Raw genomic sequence first — 15,325 nt, 5'->3', positions numbered from 1 at the left:
ACCGGGCCGCTCAGCGGCGCTGGAACAGGGCGATGAACATGGCGTCGGTGCCGTGGCGATGCGGCCAGAGCTGCACAGTGTGCGGCTCACCGGCGAGATCGAGCGGATGCTCGACGACGTCGGCGAGAACGGCACGGGTGTCGAGGGGCTCGATCTGCTCCGCCCAGCGGGAGGCGGCGGCGCGGACGGCGCCCAGCGTCTCGCCGGTGTGCGGCGAACAGGTCACATAGGCGAGCACCCCGCCGGGCTTCAGGGCGACGACGGCAGCGTCGAACAGGCGCGCCTGCAGTGCACTCAGTTCGGCCACGTCGCGGGGCGACTTGCGCCAGCGGGCCTCTGGACGCCGACGCAGGGCGCCGAGCCCGGTGCACGGGGCGTCGAGCATGATGCGATCGAACGCAGCCGGATGCATCTCCCCCACCTCGGTGCCATCGAACTCGGCCACCTCGATATCGCTGGAGACGGCCGACAGCGCCGACCGGACGAGCTCGGCGCGGGCCGGAACCAACTCGTTGGCGAGCAGTTCGGCTCCGCCGGCCTTCGCCTCAGCTGCCAGGAGCGCCGCCTTGCCGCCCGGGCCGGCGCAGAGGTCGAGCCAGCGCTCGCCCTCCTCGATCGGACGAACACGGCTGAGCGCCAGTGCCGCGAGCTGCGAGCCCTCGTCCTGCACGCGCACAGTCCCGTGCGAACGCTTCGTGATGGTCGTCGGATCACCGCCGCCGAGGTCGTGGCCGACCGGCGAGTAGCGGTTCGCCTCCCCCAGCGCAGCCGCGATCTCGGGTTCGACCAGGTGCGGCAGTGCGACGAGGTTCACCCGGGGTGCCGCGTTGTCCGCGGCGAGGAGTGCCTCGAGTTCATCGGCACGACCTTCGGCGTCGAGTCCCTGGCGGAGCGCTCGCACGATCCAGGCGGGGTGCGAGTACAGCAGGGCGAGTTTCTCGTCGGGGTCGGACTCCTCGCCGACGACGGCGTCGCGCCACTCCTCGAGGGTGGAACGCGAGATCGTGCGCAGCACGCCGTTCGCGAAGCCCGAGGCGGACCGCGAGCCGTACTCGCGGGCGAGCTCGACCGACTCGTTGACAGCGGCGTGGTCGGCGGTGCGCATCGACAGCAGCTGGTGGGCGCCGAGGCGCAGGGCGTCGAGAACGGGGCCGTCGATCTTCTCGACCGGGCGACCTGCCGTCAACGAGATGACCCTGTCGTAGAAGCCCCGCATGCGCAGCGTTCCGTAGGTGAGTTCTGTGGCCAGGGCGGCATCGCCGGTGGAGAGCTTCGCACGATCGATGCGCACGGGAAGCAGCAGGTTGGCATAGGCGTCGCTCGTGCTGACGGCCGAGATGACGTCGTACGCGACGCGTCGTGCTGGTTGGATGCGGGAGCTCATCCTGCGATCACCTCGTCTGTTCCGGCCCCGCGCCACCAGTCGGCGGCCGCCATGGGAGTCTTGCCCGCCGGCTGAACGCGGCGGAGTTCGAGCGGCGCGTCAGCGGTTCCTGCGAGCACGCGGCCGTCGACGCTGCGGATGGCGCCGGGCGGGAGAGGGGCGGCATCCGGAGCCGGGCGCGCCTCGAGCACCTTGAAGCGCGCTCCATCGATCTCGGTGAAGGCGCCGGGCTCCGGGGTCATGCCGCGGATGCTGCTGTCGATGCGAGCGAGCGGCAGCGCCCAGTCGATGCGAGCGTCGTCGATCGTGAGTTTAGGGGCGAGTGTGACCTCGCCCGTCTGCGGCACGGCGACGGCGGTGCCCGCCTCGAGCCCGGCCACCACATCGACCAGGAGCTCGGCGCCGTCGACGCTCAGAGCCGCCAGCATCGTTCCGGCAGTGTCGTCGGCGGCGATCGGACGCTCGATGCGGCCGAACAGGTCTCCGGCATCGAGCGCCGGCACGAGCTGGAACACGTCGGCGCCGGTCACGGTGTCGCCGGCGGCGATGGCGCGCTGCACCGGCGCGGCTCCTCGCCAGCGCGGCAGCAGCGAGAAGTGCAGGTTGACCCAGCCGAGGCGAGGGGTCGAGAGCAGCGGCTCGCGCACGAGGCCGCCGTAGGCGACGACGACGCCGAGCTCGGCCCCGAGCGCGAGCAGCTGCTCGGTGACGGCCTCGTCGAGGCGGTTGGCCTTCACGACCGGCAGACCGAGTTCACCCGTGACTGCGGCGACGGGAGACTCCGTGAGCACGCGCTTGCGCCCGACAGGCGCGTCGGCGCGGGTCACGACCGCCGCGATGGTGTGGCCGGCCGCATGCAGAGCACGCAGGGACGGCACCGCGACCTCCGGGGTCCCGGCGAAGAGGATTTTCATGGCGTTACAGGATCTCCGGGTCGTCGAATCTGATTCTGAGTGTAGGCGCGACCCGGCGCTTGTCCCGTCCGGACCGTGTGCGGGTGGCGATGCGCACGACGACGGCGCGCAACTCCCCGGCCACCGCGGTTCCCGCCGCGTAGTCGAAACGCACGATCGCCCGCACCTGGCCGTCGGCGACCGGGACCGGCCCCAGCACCTCAGCAGCCTCGACGGCCTCGATGGCCTCGAGGGCCTCGGCGACTCCGGCCGCGGATCCGGTGACGGATGCGGCACGCACGGCGGGTGGGAAGCGGAGGGCCCGCCTGTCGGCGAGCTCCGTTGCGGCGAAGGAGTCCTGGCGCCATGCCGTGAGGGCGTCGGAGACGGGACCGGTGGCTCCGGCGAGGAGCACGGGGGCGCCCGGTGCAGCGAGGGCGGCCGCGTTCGACCACCAGCGCAGGCAGTCCTCGCCGACCCGGAGGGACTCGCGGGCCAGCATCCGTTCTCCGTCGAGAAGCAGAACGGCGTGGTAGCCGCCTGCAGCGACCGGCTCGGCGCCCCGGGTGGCGATGACGAGCGCCGACTTCCCGCTGACGGTGAGCACCTCGTGTTCGCCGTCGGAGAGCACGACGAGCGCACCAGGGAAGGCGCGGCCGAGCTCGTCTGCAGTGCGTCCGGAGCCGGCGCCGATGCTGCGGAAGGTGCGACCCTGGCAGTTCGAGCAGCTCCAGTCGGCCGCGACGGCGCCGCACAGCCTGCACGCGGGGATGGCACCGGGTGCGGCCACGCCGAGCGGGCCACGGCAGCGGGTGCAGCGGGCGGGCTCGCGGCAGGTGGCGCAGGCGATCCACGGGGAGTACCCGGGGCTGGCCACCTGCACCAGCACCGGGCCGGTCTCGAGTGCCGTGCGCGCCTCGCGCCACGCCGTCGACGGGATGCGAGCCGCCTGCGCGACGGGATCCTCGTGGGACTGCCTGCCGGTCGGGATGACTCGGGGTCGCGGGGCGCGCTCGGGCTCGACGGCGCGCATCCAGCCGATCTCGATGAGCCGCTGCGCCTCGACGCTGCGCACGTTGCCCGCCAGCACGAGGGCGCATCCGGCCTGCTCCTGCCGCACCAGAGCCGCATCGCGGGTGTGCACGTAGGGAGCCAGCTGCTCGGCGTAGAGCGGATCGCCGTCGTCCCAGACCACGATGAGCCCGAGGGCTGCGGCAGGAGCGTAGATCGAGGCGCGATTGCCGACGACGACCACCGGCTCGGGCTCGAGGCAGCGGAGGAAGGCGGCGTAGCGCTCGGCGTCGGGCTGCCGGGCGTCGAGTCGAACGACGGCCTCAGCCGGCATCGCCGCGGCCAGCGCCGCCTCGAGCTGGGCCTGATCGCGGTAGTCGGGAACGGCGAGGATGCTGCTGCGCCCCGAAGCGAGCATGGTGACGGCGAGTTCGGCGAGGGTGATCGCCCAGTGTCCGACCCAGATCCCGCCTGGCAGCTCCACGAGGCGCGGAATGGCGCGGAGGGCGATGCGCTCGCCGACCGAGACGGCGTTGGCGAGGGCGACGGGATAGCCGGTGATGGCGACTGCGTCCACCGCCGGGGCGGCATCCACCGTCGCCGGGGTCGCCTCCGCCTGCCGTGCCAGCCACTTCTTCTCCACGCGCACCTGCCGCGGCGGCACGGCGAGCCTGACGACGTCGCTCGCCGTGCCCCCCGACCGGTCGGCGACACGGCGGGCCAGCCTCCACACGGCCGGGTCGAGCACCGGAGCCGATGACAGCACGGAGTCCAGCGCGCTGAGCCTGCCTCCGAATTCGGCGTCGTCGGCATCGGCGAGGCCGATGACGTACCCGCTCGTCAGACGGGTCGCCGAACGGAACGGCACCTTGACCCGTACTCCGACGGCGACGTCGTCGACGAGCTCGTCGGGAACGCTGTAGTCGAATGGGTGATCGAGTTGCGGAAGCGGGGAATCGATGAGCACCCGGGCGATGAGTCCCGGCACCGGCTCTACAGTCCGGCTGCGCTGCGGAGATCGTCGACGCGGTCGAGTCGCTCCCAGGTGAAGTCGGGCAGCTCGCGGCCGAAGTGACCGTAGGTCGCCGTCTGCGCGTAGATCGGTCGCAGCAGGTCGAGGTCGCGGATGATGGCGGCCGGGCGCAGATCGAACACCTCGCGGATGGCCGCGCTGATCACGTCATCGGGCAGATGCCCGGTGCCGAAGGTCTCGACGTAGAGCCCGACGGGAGCCGCCTTGCCGATGGCGTAGGCCACCTGCACCTCGACCCTGTCGGCGAGCCCCGCCGCGACGGCGTTCTTGGCGACCCAGCGCATGGCGTAGGCGGCTGAACGGTCGACCTTCGACGGGTCCTTGCCACTGAACGCTCCACCGCCGTGCCTGCTGGCACCGCCGTAGGTGTCGATGATGATCTTGCGGCCGGTGAGACCGGCATCGCCTTGCGGGCCGCCGATCTCGAAGCGGCCGGTCGGGTTGATGAGCACCTTGAGGTCGTTGCTGGTCAGCTCGACGGAGTCGAGCACCGGGCGGATCACGAGCTCCTCGACCTCGCGGCGGAGGTCATCGGTCGACACCTTCGGGGAGTGCTGGGTCGAGAGCACCACGGTGTCGATGGTGCGCGGAACGGCACCCTCGTAGCCGACGGTGACCTGGGTCTTGCCGTCGGGGCGCAGGTAGTCGACGAGGCCTTCCTTGCGCACCGCCGCGAGGCGCTCCGACAGCCTGTGCGCGATCCAGATGGGGATCGGCATGAGCTGCGGTGTCTCCGTGGTGGCGTAGCCGAACATGATGCCCTGGTCGCCGGCGCCCTGCTGGTCGAGGGCGTCTCCGCTGGACTGCTCACGGGACTCGAAGGCGTCGTCGACACCCTGGGCGATGTCGGGCGACTGCGCACCGATCGAGATCGAGACACCGCAGGAACGACCGTCGAACCAGACGTCGGATGACGTGTAGCCGATGGACGTGATGCGGTCGCGCACGATCGCGGGGATCTCCACGTATCCCGATGTCGTCACCTCGCCGGCGACGTGGACGAGTCCTGTGGTGACGAGCGTCTCGACGGCGACGCGCGCGTGCGGGTCGACGGTGAGGAGCGCGTCGAGGATGGAGTCCGAGACCTGGTCGCAGATCTTGTCTGGGTGTCCTTCGGTGACGGATTCGGATGTGAACAGGCGGAGATCGCTCATGGTGCCCCGTTTCTAGTGTGACGAGCGTCATGGATCGGCGACCGCATCGGGATTCGATGCCGACGCCGCTGCTCAGTCGAGTGCGACGATGGCGTCGAGAATACGGTCGGCCACCGACATCTTGCTGCCGGCGGCCTCGCTCACTATATCGCCGGCCCGGTTCAGCACAACGACGGAGTTGCCGTCCGTGGCGAAGCCCTCGGTCCAGCCCACACGGTTCACGACCAGGAGGTCGGCGCCCTTGCGCGCGATCTTCGCGCGCCCGAGTTCGAGCAGCGCTGCCGCGTCGGGTTCGGTCTCGGCGGCGAAGCCGATCAGGCGCAGTCCCGGGAATCCTCCGGCTCGCCGGGCGGCGCCGAGTTCCGCCAGGATGTCGGGGTTCTTGACGAGGGAGAGCTCGAGCGTGTCGCCTTGCGTCTCCTTCTTGATCTTCGAGTCGACGACGACGGCCGGACGATAGTCGGCCACGGCCGCTGCCATCACGAGGATGTCGGCCTGCTCTGCTGCATCCGTCACCGCCGCCTGCAGGTCGCGGGCTGTGGATGCCTCGACGAGCCTGACGCCCTCGGGCGGAGCCACCTCCAGGTGCGCGGCGATGAGGGTGACGTCCGCTCCGCGCGCGCGGGCTGCTGCGGCGATGGCGACGCCCTGGCGGCCGCTCGACCGGTTGCCGAGGAAGCGCACCGGGTCGAGGGGTTCACGGGTTCCGCCGGCCGTGACCACGATCCGATGACCGGAGAGGTCACAGGATGCCGCGAGCCTGGCGGCGTGCTCGGCCTGCACCGCCAGGGCTGCGGCCACGATGGTCTCGGGCTCTTCGAGCCTGCCGGGGCCGGAGTCCTTGCCGGTGAGCTGGCCTACGGCGGGACCGACGACGGTGACGCCGCGGCTGCGCAGGGTCGCGATGTTCGCGACGGTGGCAGGGTTCTGCCACATCTCGGTGTGCATGGCCGGCGCTATGACCAGAGGCGCCGTGCTCGCGAGCACGGAGTTGCCGAGCAGGTCGTCGGCGATGCCCGCGGCGAGCTTGGCGATGGTGTTCGCCGTCGCCGGGGCGATCACGATGAGATCGGCTGCCTGGCCGATCGCCACGTGGCGCACCTCGGCGACCCCCTCGTACAGCTCCGAGTGCACGGGGTTGCGCGAGATGGCCTCGAGGGTCGGCCGACCGACGAATCGCAGGGCCGCCTCAGTGGCGACGACATGCACGTCGTGACCGGCGAGCACCAGGGAGCGCACGACGTTGACGGCCTTGTAGGCCGCGATGCCGCCGGTGATGCCGACGACGACGTTGAGCGCCACGGTGTCGAGTGCCGAGCTGTGAGCTGGGAGCTACTCGACGATCGGGCTGAGCTGGAGCTTGTCCTCGTTGATCTCGCGCATGGCGACGGAGAGCGGCTTGTCCTCGATGGAGGAGTCGACGAGCGGGCCGACGTTGTCGAACAGGCTGCCGTCGTGCAGGTCGGCGTAGTAGTCGTTGATCTGGCGCGCGCGCTTGGAGGCGAAGATCACGAGGGCGTACTTGGAGTCCACCTTCGACAGCAGCTCGTCGATGGGCGGGTCGATGATTCCGGTCAGCTTGTCAGCCATGTGAGAACACTCCTCAGTGCGATCGTGCGTTCCGTTCCGAAGGCGTCGGGGGAACGCGGAAAAAAGATGGGCAGGCGGCGAGCGGGTCAGCGCTTCGGCTTGCGAGTCTGCATCAAGTCTACGACCTCTTGAGCGGCGGTGCTCACGTCGGTGTTCACGACCTCGAAATCGAACTCGTCGATGGCAGCCAGTTCGACCTTCGCGGTCTCCAGTCGGCGCTGCTGCTCGGGGCCGTCTTCGGTCGCCCGCCCGATGAGACGGCGGACCAGTTCCTCCCACGACGGCGGCAGCAGGAACACGAGCGATGCCTCCGGCATGGCCCGACGCACCTTGCGCGCGCCCTGGATGTCGATCTCGAGCAGCACGCTGCGACCTGAGGCGAGGGCCGCCTCGACGGGTCCGCGGGGCGTGCCGTAGCGATGCGCGTTGTGCACGGTGGCCCACTCGAGGAGCTCGCCTGCTTCGATGAGACGGTCGAACTCGGCATCGTCGACGAAGTAGTAGCTGACGCCCTCGACCTCGCCGGGGCGGGGAGCGCGGGTCGTCGCCGAGACCGAGAGCAGCACGTCGGGGTAGTGCGTGCGGATGTGGCCGGCGACGGTGCCCTTGCCGACGGCGGTCGGCCCGGCCAGCACGACCAGTCGGTTGTGGCGCCCGGTCTGGGCGGCCAGCCTGTCGGTGAGGAAGCCCCGCAGCCGCCTGCGCTGGTGACGGCCGAGGCCGCCGAGGCGCTTGGCCGGCGAGATGCCGAGTTCGTCCATGAAGCGGTGCATCTTGGTCACGCCGATGGAGGGGATGCTCGTCAGGTACTCGGTCACCCGGATGCCGCCCTCGACGCTCGTCGGGTCCTCCCCGGCGACGCGCAGCACGTCGAGGGGGTTGCGCTCCCCCGCCGAGATGGCGGCCTTGACCGCGGCGCGCGCCCGTCGAGCGGCGACGGCGGCGCGGGACGCGGCTACACGATCGACCTCGGGCGGCGTGCCGTATTCAGCCACGATGCGACTCCACTTCCTCGGAGCGACGGGCGATCGCGTCCGCGATGCCCTCGGGTCCCGCCTCCAGTATGGTGCGTGACTCCGACACGATGACACCCGGAGTGAGATTACCGAAGATCCTCCGCGTGTCGCGTGGGTCCGCTCCCTGGTGTCCGAATCCCGGAGCGAGCACGGGCAGGGTCGCCGTGGGCTGCTCCGCGCCGATGTCGATGCCGAGGTCGGCCAGGGCGAGCGTCGCCCCGATGACGACGCCGGCCGAGCCGAACCTCGAGCCGCCCTGCTGCGCGTTCCAGCCGGTGATGCCGACGACGACATCGTCGGCGACGGTGGTGCCTGTCGTGGTGACCCGTGCATCCTGCACGCGGGCCGCCTCGGGGTTGGACGTCGCGGCGAGTACGAACACGCCCTTGCCGCGGGCCGCCGCGTAGTCGAGGCTCGAGGCCAGGGAACCGACACCGAGGTACGGGCTCACCGTGACGGCATCCGCCTCGAGCGGAGAACCGGGCCGCAGCCAGGCCTCGGCGTACGCCTCCATCGTCGAACCGATGTCGCCGCGCTTGGCATCGGCGATGGTGAGGATGCCCGCTGAACGGGCTTCGGCCAGCACCCGTTCGAGCGCCGCGTACCCCGCGGAGCCGTGGCGTTCGAAGAACGAGACCTGGGGCTTCAGGATGCCGGCACGCCCGTGGGCTGCTCCGATCACCCGGAGCCCGAACTCGCGGGCTCCGGTCGCGTTGTCCTCGAGGCCCCACCTGTCCAGCAGCCATGCATGGGGGTCGATCCCGACGCACAGGTGACCGAAGCGGTCGAATGCCTCACCGAGCCTGTCTCCGAAGGGGGTCACGCTCATGCGATGGCCGCCGCCCGCTGGAGCGCGTACTCCTGCAGCGAGGTGACCTCGAAGCCGCCGCGGACCGCCTCGAGCGAACCGACAGCCGCCGAGAGCTCGGCGATGGTCGTGAACAACGGGATGTCGCCCGCCACGGCCGCCGCCCGGATCTCGTAGCCGTCAGCACGGGCGGAGCGACCGCTCGGAGTGTTGATGACGACCTGCACCTCGGAGCGGTGGATGAGCTCGACGATGGAGTCGGCCTCCCCCGTCGGCTTCTCGCTGAACTTGCCGACCACACCGGCGGCGATGCCGTTGCGGCGCAGCACCTCGGCGGTCCCCTCGGTCGCGATGATCCTGTAGCCGAGCTCCTGCAGTCGCAGCACCGGGAGGATGATGGAACGCTTGTCGCGGTCGGACACCGATACGAAGACGGTGCCGTCGAGCGGCATCCCGCCGTACGCGGCGAGCTGGCTCTTGGCGAAGGCGCGGGGGAAGTCGCGGTCGATGCCCATGACCTCTCCGGTGGAGCGCATCTCGGGGCCGAGCACCGAGTCGACGATCTGGCCGTCCTTGGTGCGGAAGCGGCGGAACGGGAGCACCGCCTCCTTCACGGCGACGGGCGAGTCGAACGGGACGCGGGAGCCGTCGACCTCGGGCAGCATGCCGTCGGCCTTGAGCTCCTCGATGGTGCGGCCGACCATGATGAGCGACGCGGCCTTGGCCAGCGGGATGCCGAGGGCCTTCGCCACGAACGGCACAGTGCGCGACGCCCGAGGGTTCGCCTCGAGCACGTAGAGCACTCCAGCACCGATGGCGAACTGCACGTTGAGCAGGCCGCGCACGCCGATGCCCTTCGCGATGGCCTCCGTCGCATCGCGCACGCGGTCGATCACGCCGCGGCCGAGCGTCACGGGCGGCAGGGTGCAGCTCGAGTCGCCGGAGTGGATGCCGGCCTCCTCGATGTGCTCCATGACGCCGCCGATGTAGAGCTGCTCTCCGTCGTAGAGCGCGTCGACGTCGATCTCGATGGCGTCATCGAGGAAGCGGTCGACGAGGAGCGGATGCGACGGGCCGACGATTCCCTGGCCCTCGATGCGATCGAAGTAGTCGGCGAGGGAGGCGCTGTCGTAGACGATCTCCATACCGCGTCCGCCGAGCACATAGCTCGGGCGCACCAGCACCGGGTAGCCGATCTCCTCGGCCACGGTGACGGCGCCCTGCACGTCGAACGCCGTGCCGTTGCGGGGGGCGAGCAGGTCGGCCTCGTCGAGGATGCGCGAGAACTCGCCGCGCTCCTCGGCCAGGTCGATCGCCTCGGGGGTGGTGCCCAGGATGGGCACGCCGGCATCCTTCAGACCCTTCGCGAGTCCGAGGGCCGTCTGACCGCCGAGCTGCACGACGACGCCGACGAGTTCGCCGGACTGCGACTCGGCGTGGATGACCTCGAGCACGTCCTCGAGGGTGAGGGGCTCGAAGTACAGCCTGTCGCTGGTGTCGTAGTCCGTCGACACCGTCTCCGGGTTGCAGTTGATCATGATGGTCTCGAAGCCGGCCGCCGACAGGGCGAACGACGCGTGCACGCAGGAGTAGTCGAACTCGACTCCCTGGCCGATGCGGTTCGGGCCGGAACCGAGGATGACGACCTTGCGGCGGTCGCTGGGCACGACCTCGGTCTCCTCGTCGTAGCTCGAGTAGTGGTACGGCGTGAGGGCCGGGAACTCGCCGGCGCAGGTGTCGACGGTCTTGAAGACCGGGCGCACGCCGAGGGTGTGGCGCACCTCGCGCACGCCGTCCTCGCCGAACCCGCGCAGTTCGCCGATCTGCACGTCGGAGAAGCCGTGGTCCTTCGCGTAGCGCAGGGTGTCGAAGTCGAGGGTGTCGGCCGCGGCGATGGCGTCGGCCACCTCGTTGATGAGCACGATCTGGTCGATGAACCACGGGTCGATCTTGGTGGCGTCGAAGACCTGCTCGACGGATGCTCCGGCGCGGAGCGCCTGCTGCACCGTCACGATGCGGCCATCGGTCGGCGTCTTCGAGATCTCGAGAAGCTCCTCGAGCGAGCGGCTCTCCTCGCCCCAGTGGAACGACGAGCCCTTCTTCTCGAGCGAACGCAGCGCCTTCTGCAGGGCTGAGGCGTAGTTGCGGCCGATGGCCATCGCCTCGCCGACGCTCTTCATGGTGGTCGTCAGGGTGGGGTCGGCCGCCGGGAACTTCTCGAACGCGAACCGGGGCACCTTGACGACCACGTAGTCGAGAGTGGGCTCGAAGCTGGCCGGGGTGACACGGGTGATGTCGTTCGGGATCTCGTCGAGCCTGTAGCCGATGGCGAGCTTCGCCGCGATCTTGGCGATCGGGAACCCCGTCGCCTTCGACGCCAGCGCGGACGAGCGCGAGACGCGCGGGTTCATCTCGATGACGATGATGCGACCGTCGGCCGGGTCGATGGCGAACTGGATGTTGCAGCCGCCGGTGTCGACGCCGACGGCGCGGATGATGTCGATGCCGATGTCGCGGAGCTTCTGGTACTCGCGGTCGGTGAGCGTGAGCGCCGGCGCGACGGTGATCGAGTCGCCGGTGTGCACGCCGACGGGGTCGACGTTCTCGATCGAGCAGACGACGACGGTGTTATCGGCCGTGTCGCGCATCAGCTCTAGCTCGTACTCCTTCCAGCCGAGGATCGACTCCTCGAGGAGCACCTCGTGCGTCGGCGAGTCGTGGATGCCCTGACCCGCGATGCGCACCAGGTCCTCCTCGGTGTAGGCGAAACCGGACCCGAGGCCGCCCATGGTGAACGAGGGCCGCACGACGAGCGGGTAACCGAGGTCGAGCGCGAACTCCTTGGCCTCGTCGATGGTCGTCGCGATGTGGCTGCGGGCGACATCCGCTCCGGCCTCGATCACGAGCTCCTTGAAGATCTGGCGGTCCTCGCCCTTGTTGATCGCCTCGAAGCTGGCGCCGATCAGTTCGACGTCGTACTTCTCGAGGATGCCGTTCTCGTGCAGCTGGATCGCCGCGTTCAGCGCGGTCTGGCCGCCCAGGGTCGGCAGGATCGCGTCGGGCTTCTCCTTGGCGATGATGGTCTCGATGACCTCCCAGGTGATCGGCTCGACGTAGGTGGCGTCTGCGAAGTCGGGGTCGGTCATGATGGTGGCCGGGTTGGAGTTCACGAGGATGACGCGCACGCCCTCCTCGCGCAGCACCCGGCACGCCTGGGTTCCCGAGTAGTCGAACTCGCAGGCCTGGCCGATGACGATCGGGCCGGAGCCGATGACGAGGACGCTGGTGATGTCTTCACGCTTGGGCATCAGTTCTGGTCTCCGTCGGTCGATTCGGATGTCTCGGATGTTTCAGATGTCTCGGATGTCTCGCTCGCCGAGCCCCTCGCGAGCACCATGTCGCGGAACCTGTCGAACAGGTAGTTGGCGTCGTGCGGGCCGGCAGCGGACTCGGGGTGGTACTGCACGCTGAACGCGGGGATGTCGAGGCAGTTGAGCCCCTCGACCACGTTGTCGTTGAGGTCGTAGTGGCTGACCTCGACACGGCCGAAGCCCTCGGCCGAGTCGCTGACCTCGTGCAGCGGCGCGTCGACGGCGAAGCCGTGGTTGTGGGCCGTGATCTCGACGCGGCCCGTCGACACGTCGATGACGGGCTGGTTGATGCCGCGGTGCCCGAAGGGCAGCTTGTACGTGCCGAAGCCGAGCGCCCGCCCGAGCAGTTGGTTTCCGAAGCAGATTCCGAAGTACGGCACGTCGGCACGCAGCACCGTGCGCAGTAGTTCGACGTGGTGGTCGGATGCCCCGGGGTCGCCGGGTCCGTTGGAGAAGAACAGGGCGCTGGGATCGAGCGCCAGGATCTCCTCGGCCGTCACGGTCTGCGGCAGCACGATCACGTCGAAGCCGCGCTCGGCGAGGAAGTTCAGCGTCGACGTCTTGACCCCGAGGTCGAGCACGGCAACGGATCCGATGCGCTCCCCCGTGGCAGGCACGTCGTAGCGTTCCTGTGTCGACACGGCACCCGACAGGTTCTGGCCGGCCATCTCGACGCCGCCGCGCACCAGGTCGAGCTGTTCGCCGTCGCTGAGGGCGGCATCCGCCCCCGAGAAGATACCGGCGCGCATGGCACCGGCCGACCGCAGGTGCCTGGTGACGGCACGGGTGTCGATGCCGCTGATGCCGACGACGCCCGAGGCGACCAGGTCGTCGTCGAGGCTGCGCTCCGAGCGGAAGTTCGACACGACGCGGGAGGGGTCGCGCACGATGTAGCCGGCCACCCAGATCTTGGAGGACTCCATGTCCTCGTCGTTCATGCCGGTGTTGCCGATGTGCGGAGCCGTCTGGAGCACGATCTGCCCGGCGTAGCTCGGGTCGGTCAGGGTCTCCTGGTACCCGGTCATGCCGGTGGAGAAGACGGCCTCGCCGACGGTGCGGCCCTCGGCGCCGTAAGCGCGGCCGCGGTAGCGCGATCCGTCCTCGAGGACGAGGACGGCCGGGCTCGGAATGGATGCAGCCATGATCAGGCCTCGCTTTCTTCGGTGGCATCCGCGGGGGCGGAGCTGAGGATGTGGGCGAGAGCGTCGAGGACGCGCTCGCGGTCAGAGGAATCGGAGATGCGGAGGTAGCTGTCGGCGAGATCGCCGGTGCCGGCCAGGGCCCAGGTGACGCACACCAGGCCGTCGCGCTCGACCACCCGATCGATGGCGAAGGTGGCCGGCCCGGCGCCGCGGATCGCATCCCGCGGAATCCAGGCCGTCTCCTCGCCCGGGATCTCGAGCGCGACACCGTCGGCGCCGACGGTCACGCGAGCCTTCGCCCTGAAGCCGAGGCTGCGGATGTTGAGTCGCTCCAGCGGCTTCTCGTGCTGAGTGGTGGCGACGTAGAAGCCGTCGGCCCCGACGATCGGGGCGGCCACGGCTTCGGGCAACGGGTAGGCGCCGACCCTGACGTCACGCCGCCCGCGTCCGCGCCACCCCAGCCACATGGCGAGCAGGATCAGGGCGGTGATGGCGATCACGATGATGGCCGGAACCGTGTACTGGCTCATGCGCGCGCCTCCCGTGCGGCCGCTGCGATCCTGTCGGTCTCCAGCACCGCACCGTCGAGAACCGTGGCGTAGCCGTTGTGGAAGGTCGCGACGACCCGGCCGGGCAGCGTGCGGCCGAGGTACGGGGAGTTCACACTGCGACCGGCGAGATCCGCCGTGCTCCACGAGCGGCTGGCGCTCGGGTCGTAGAGCACGATCTCGGGTGCGGCACCGACCGCGATCGACTCACCCTGACCGCGGATGCGTCCGATCTGCGCCGGGGTCTGCGAGAGCACCCGGGCGACGTCGGCCCAGTCGAGCATGCCGTTCTCGACGACGGAGGCGTGCACGACCGAGAGCGCCGACTCGAGGCCGACCATGCCGTTGGCTGCGGCATCCCACTCGCATTCTTTCGACTCCGACGGATGCGGCGCGTGATCGGTGGCGACGATGTCGATGGTGCCGTCGGCCAGTGCAGCACGCACGGCCTCGACGTCTTCCCGGCGACGCAGGGGCGGGTTCACCTTGAATCGCGCGTCGTAGCCGGCACCCTGTTGGCCTCCGTCGCCGTAGCCGGCACCCTGCAGGCCGCCGTCGCCCCGCCCGGCGATCAGGTCCTCGGTCAGCAGCAGGTGGTGCGGGGTGACCTCCGCGGTGACCTGGATGCCGCGGGCCTTGGCCCACCGGATGACGTCGACAGAGCCCGCCGTCGAGACGTGGCAGATGTGCAGGCGCGATCCGACGTGCTCGGCGAGCAGCACATCACGGGCGATGATCGCCTCCTCGGCGACGGCGGGCCAGCCGGCCAGTCCGAGTTCGCCGGAGAGCGCGCCCTCGTTCATCTGGGCGCCCTGCGTGAGCCTGGGCTCCTGGGCGTGCTGCGCTATGACGCCGTCGAACGCCTTCACGTACTCGAGGGCGCGACGCATGAGGAGGGCATCCGAGACGCAGAAGCCGTCGTCGGAGAAGACCTTCACCGCGGCCCGTGACCGGGCCATGGCACCGAGCTCCGCCAGGCGCTCCCCCTGCAGGCCCGTCGTCACGGCACCGATGGGCTGCACCCTCGCGTAGCCGGCGGCCTCTCCGAGGGCGAGCTCCTGCTCGACGACGCCAGCAGTGTCGGCGACGGGCGCCGTGTTGGCCATCGCGAAGACGGCGGTGAAGCCGCCGGCGGCCGCTGCACGGGTACCGGTGAGGATGGTCTCGCTCTGCTCGTAGCCGGGCTCGCGGAGGTGCGTGTGCAGGTCGACGAGGCCGGGGAGGGCGATGAGCCCGTCGGCGTCGATGACACTCGCTCCCGCCGCGCTGATGCCCGTGCCGACCTCGGCGATGATGCCCCCGTCGAGGAGGATGTCGGACCTGGTGCCGTCGGCCAGCGACGCACCACGGATGAGATAGGACTCGGCCATGTCGC

12 protein-coding genes are annotated in these 15,325 nt (G+C 70.1%); all 12 read right to left on the bottom strand.

What is annotated here, in order from left to right; all coding sequences use genetic code 11:
- Positions 1–10: 10 nt before the first annotated feature.
- A complete protein-coding gene (locus tag ASC59_RS02995; RefSeq protein ID WP_055818209.1) occupies positions 11–1,384 on the bottom strand; it encodes an RsmB/NOP family class I SAM-dependent RNA methyltransferase in 1,374 nt (457 codons plus the stop codon).
- Positions 1,381–2,298, bottom strand: coding sequence for a methionyl-tRNA formyltransferase (gene fmt, locus ASC59_RS02990; RefSeq protein WP_055818208.1), 918 nt, complete (start codon positions 2,296–2,298; stop codon positions 1,381–1,383). The genes ASC59_RS02995 and fmt overlap by 4 nt, the downstream gene beginning before the upstream one ends.
- Positions 2,299–2,302: 4 nt before the next feature.
- Positions 2,303–4,276, bottom strand: a complete 1,974-nt coding sequence (locus ASC59_RS02985) for a hypothetical protein (protein ID WP_055818206.1) — start codon at positions 4,274–4,276, stop codon at positions 2,303–2,305.
- Between the two features lie 5 nt (positions 4,277–4,281).
- On the bottom strand, positions 4,282–5,475 hold the full coding sequence (gene metK / locus ASC59_RS02980; protein WP_055818204.1) for a methionine adenosyltransferase: 1,194 nt from the start codon (positions 5,473–5,475) through the stop codon (positions 4,282–4,284).
- 72 nt (positions 5,476–5,547) lie between these two features.
- The gene (gene coaBC / locus ASC59_RS02975; protein WP_055818202.1) at positions 5,548–6,777 is read right to left on the bottom strand and encodes a bifunctional phosphopantothenoylcysteine decarboxylase/phosphopantothenate--cysteine ligase CoaBC; all 1,230 of its coding nucleotides are present in this window, start codon (positions 6,775–6,777) and stop codon (positions 5,548–5,550) included.
- 30 nt (positions 6,778–6,807) lie between these two features.
- Positions 6,808–7,065, bottom strand: a complete 258-nt coding sequence (gene rpoZ, locus ASC59_RS02970) for a DNA-directed RNA polymerase subunit omega (protein ID WP_055818200.1) — start codon at positions 7,063–7,065, stop codon at positions 6,808–6,810.
- An 86-nt stretch (positions 7,066–7,151) separates the two neighbouring features.
- Positions 7,152–8,060, bottom strand: a complete 909-nt coding sequence (gmk, locus tag ASC59_RS02965) for a guanylate kinase (RefSeq protein ID WP_055818198.1) — start codon at positions 8,058–8,060, stop codon at positions 7,152–7,154.
- Positions 8,053–8,910, bottom strand: a complete 858-nt coding sequence (gene pyrF / locus ASC59_RS02960) for an orotidine-5'-phosphate decarboxylase (RefSeq protein ID WP_055818196.1) — start codon at positions 8,908–8,910, stop codon at positions 8,053–8,055. The genes gmk and pyrF overlap by 8 nt, the downstream gene beginning before the upstream one ends.
- A complete protein-coding gene (carB, locus tag ASC59_RS02955; RefSeq protein WP_055818194.1) occupies positions 8,907–12,197 on the bottom strand; it encodes a carbamoyl-phosphate synthase large subunit in 3,291 nt (1,096 codons plus the stop codon). The genes pyrF and carB overlap by 4 nt, the downstream gene beginning before the upstream one ends.
- A complete protein-coding gene (carA, locus tag ASC59_RS02950) occupies positions 12,197–13,402 on the bottom strand; it encodes a glutamine-hydrolyzing carbamoyl-phosphate synthase small subunit (RefSeq protein WP_055818192.1) in 1,206 nt (401 codons plus the stop codon). Before carA ends, carB begins: the two co-directional genes overlap by 1 nt.
- A 2-nt stretch (positions 13,403–13,404) precedes the next feature.
- Entirely contained in the window at positions 13,405–13,932 is a 528-nt protein-coding gene (locus ASC59_RS02945; RefSeq protein ID WP_055818190.1) for a PH-like domain-containing protein, read from the bottom strand.
- Positions 13,929–15,320, bottom strand: coding sequence for a dihydroorotase (locus tag ASC59_RS02940; protein WP_055818188.1), 1,392 nt, complete (start codon positions 15,318–15,320; stop codon positions 13,929–13,931). Before ASC59_RS02940 ends, ASC59_RS02945 begins: the two co-directional genes overlap by 4 nt.
- Positions 15,321–15,325 lie beyond the last annotated feature (5 nt).

The organism is Leifsonia sp. Root1293 (assembly GCF_001425325.1).
Taxonomy (GTDB): Bacteria; Actinomycetota; Actinomycetes; order Actinomycetales; family Microbacteriaceae; genus Orlajensenia.
This window is presented reverse-complemented; position numbering and strand designations above follow the sequence as displayed.

Excerpts from the sequence above, each read along its gene's own strand:
- ASC59_RS02945 (WP_055818190.1), bottom strand. The coding sequence starts at position 13,932 with ATGAGCCAGTACACGGTTCCGGCCATCATCGTGATCGCCATCACCGCC.
- carA (WP_055818192.1), bottom strand. The coding sequence starts at position 13,402 with ATGGCTGCATCCATTCCGAGCCCGGCCGTCCTCGTCCTCGAGGACGGA.
- ASC59_RS02940 (WP_055818188.1), bottom strand. The coding sequence starts at position 15,320 with ATGGCCGAGTCCTATCTCATCCGTGGTGCGTCGCTGGCCGACGGCACC.
- ASC59_RS02995 (WP_055818209.1), bottom strand. The coding sequence starts at position 1,384 with ATGAGCTCCCGCATCCAACCAGCACGACGCGTCGCGTACGACGTCATC.
- carB (WP_055818194.1), bottom strand. The coding sequence starts at position 12,197 with ATGCCCAAGCGTGAAGACATCACCAGCGTCCTCGTCATCGGCTCCGGC.
- metK (WP_055818204.1), bottom strand. The coding sequence starts at position 5,475 with ATGAGCGATCTCCGCCTGTTCACATCCGAATCCGTCACCGAAGGACAC.
- rpoZ (WP_055818200.1), bottom strand. The coding sequence starts at position 7,065 with ATGGCTGACAAGCTGACCGGAATCATCGACCCGCCCATCGACGAGCTG.
- pyrF (WP_055818196.1), bottom strand. The coding sequence starts at position 8,910 with ATGAGCGTGACCCCCTTCGGAGACAGGCTCGGTGAGGCATTCGACCGC.
- fmt (WP_055818208.1), bottom strand. The coding sequence starts at position 2,298 with ATGAAAATCCTCTTCGCCGGGACCCCGGAGGTCGCGGTGCCGTCCCTG.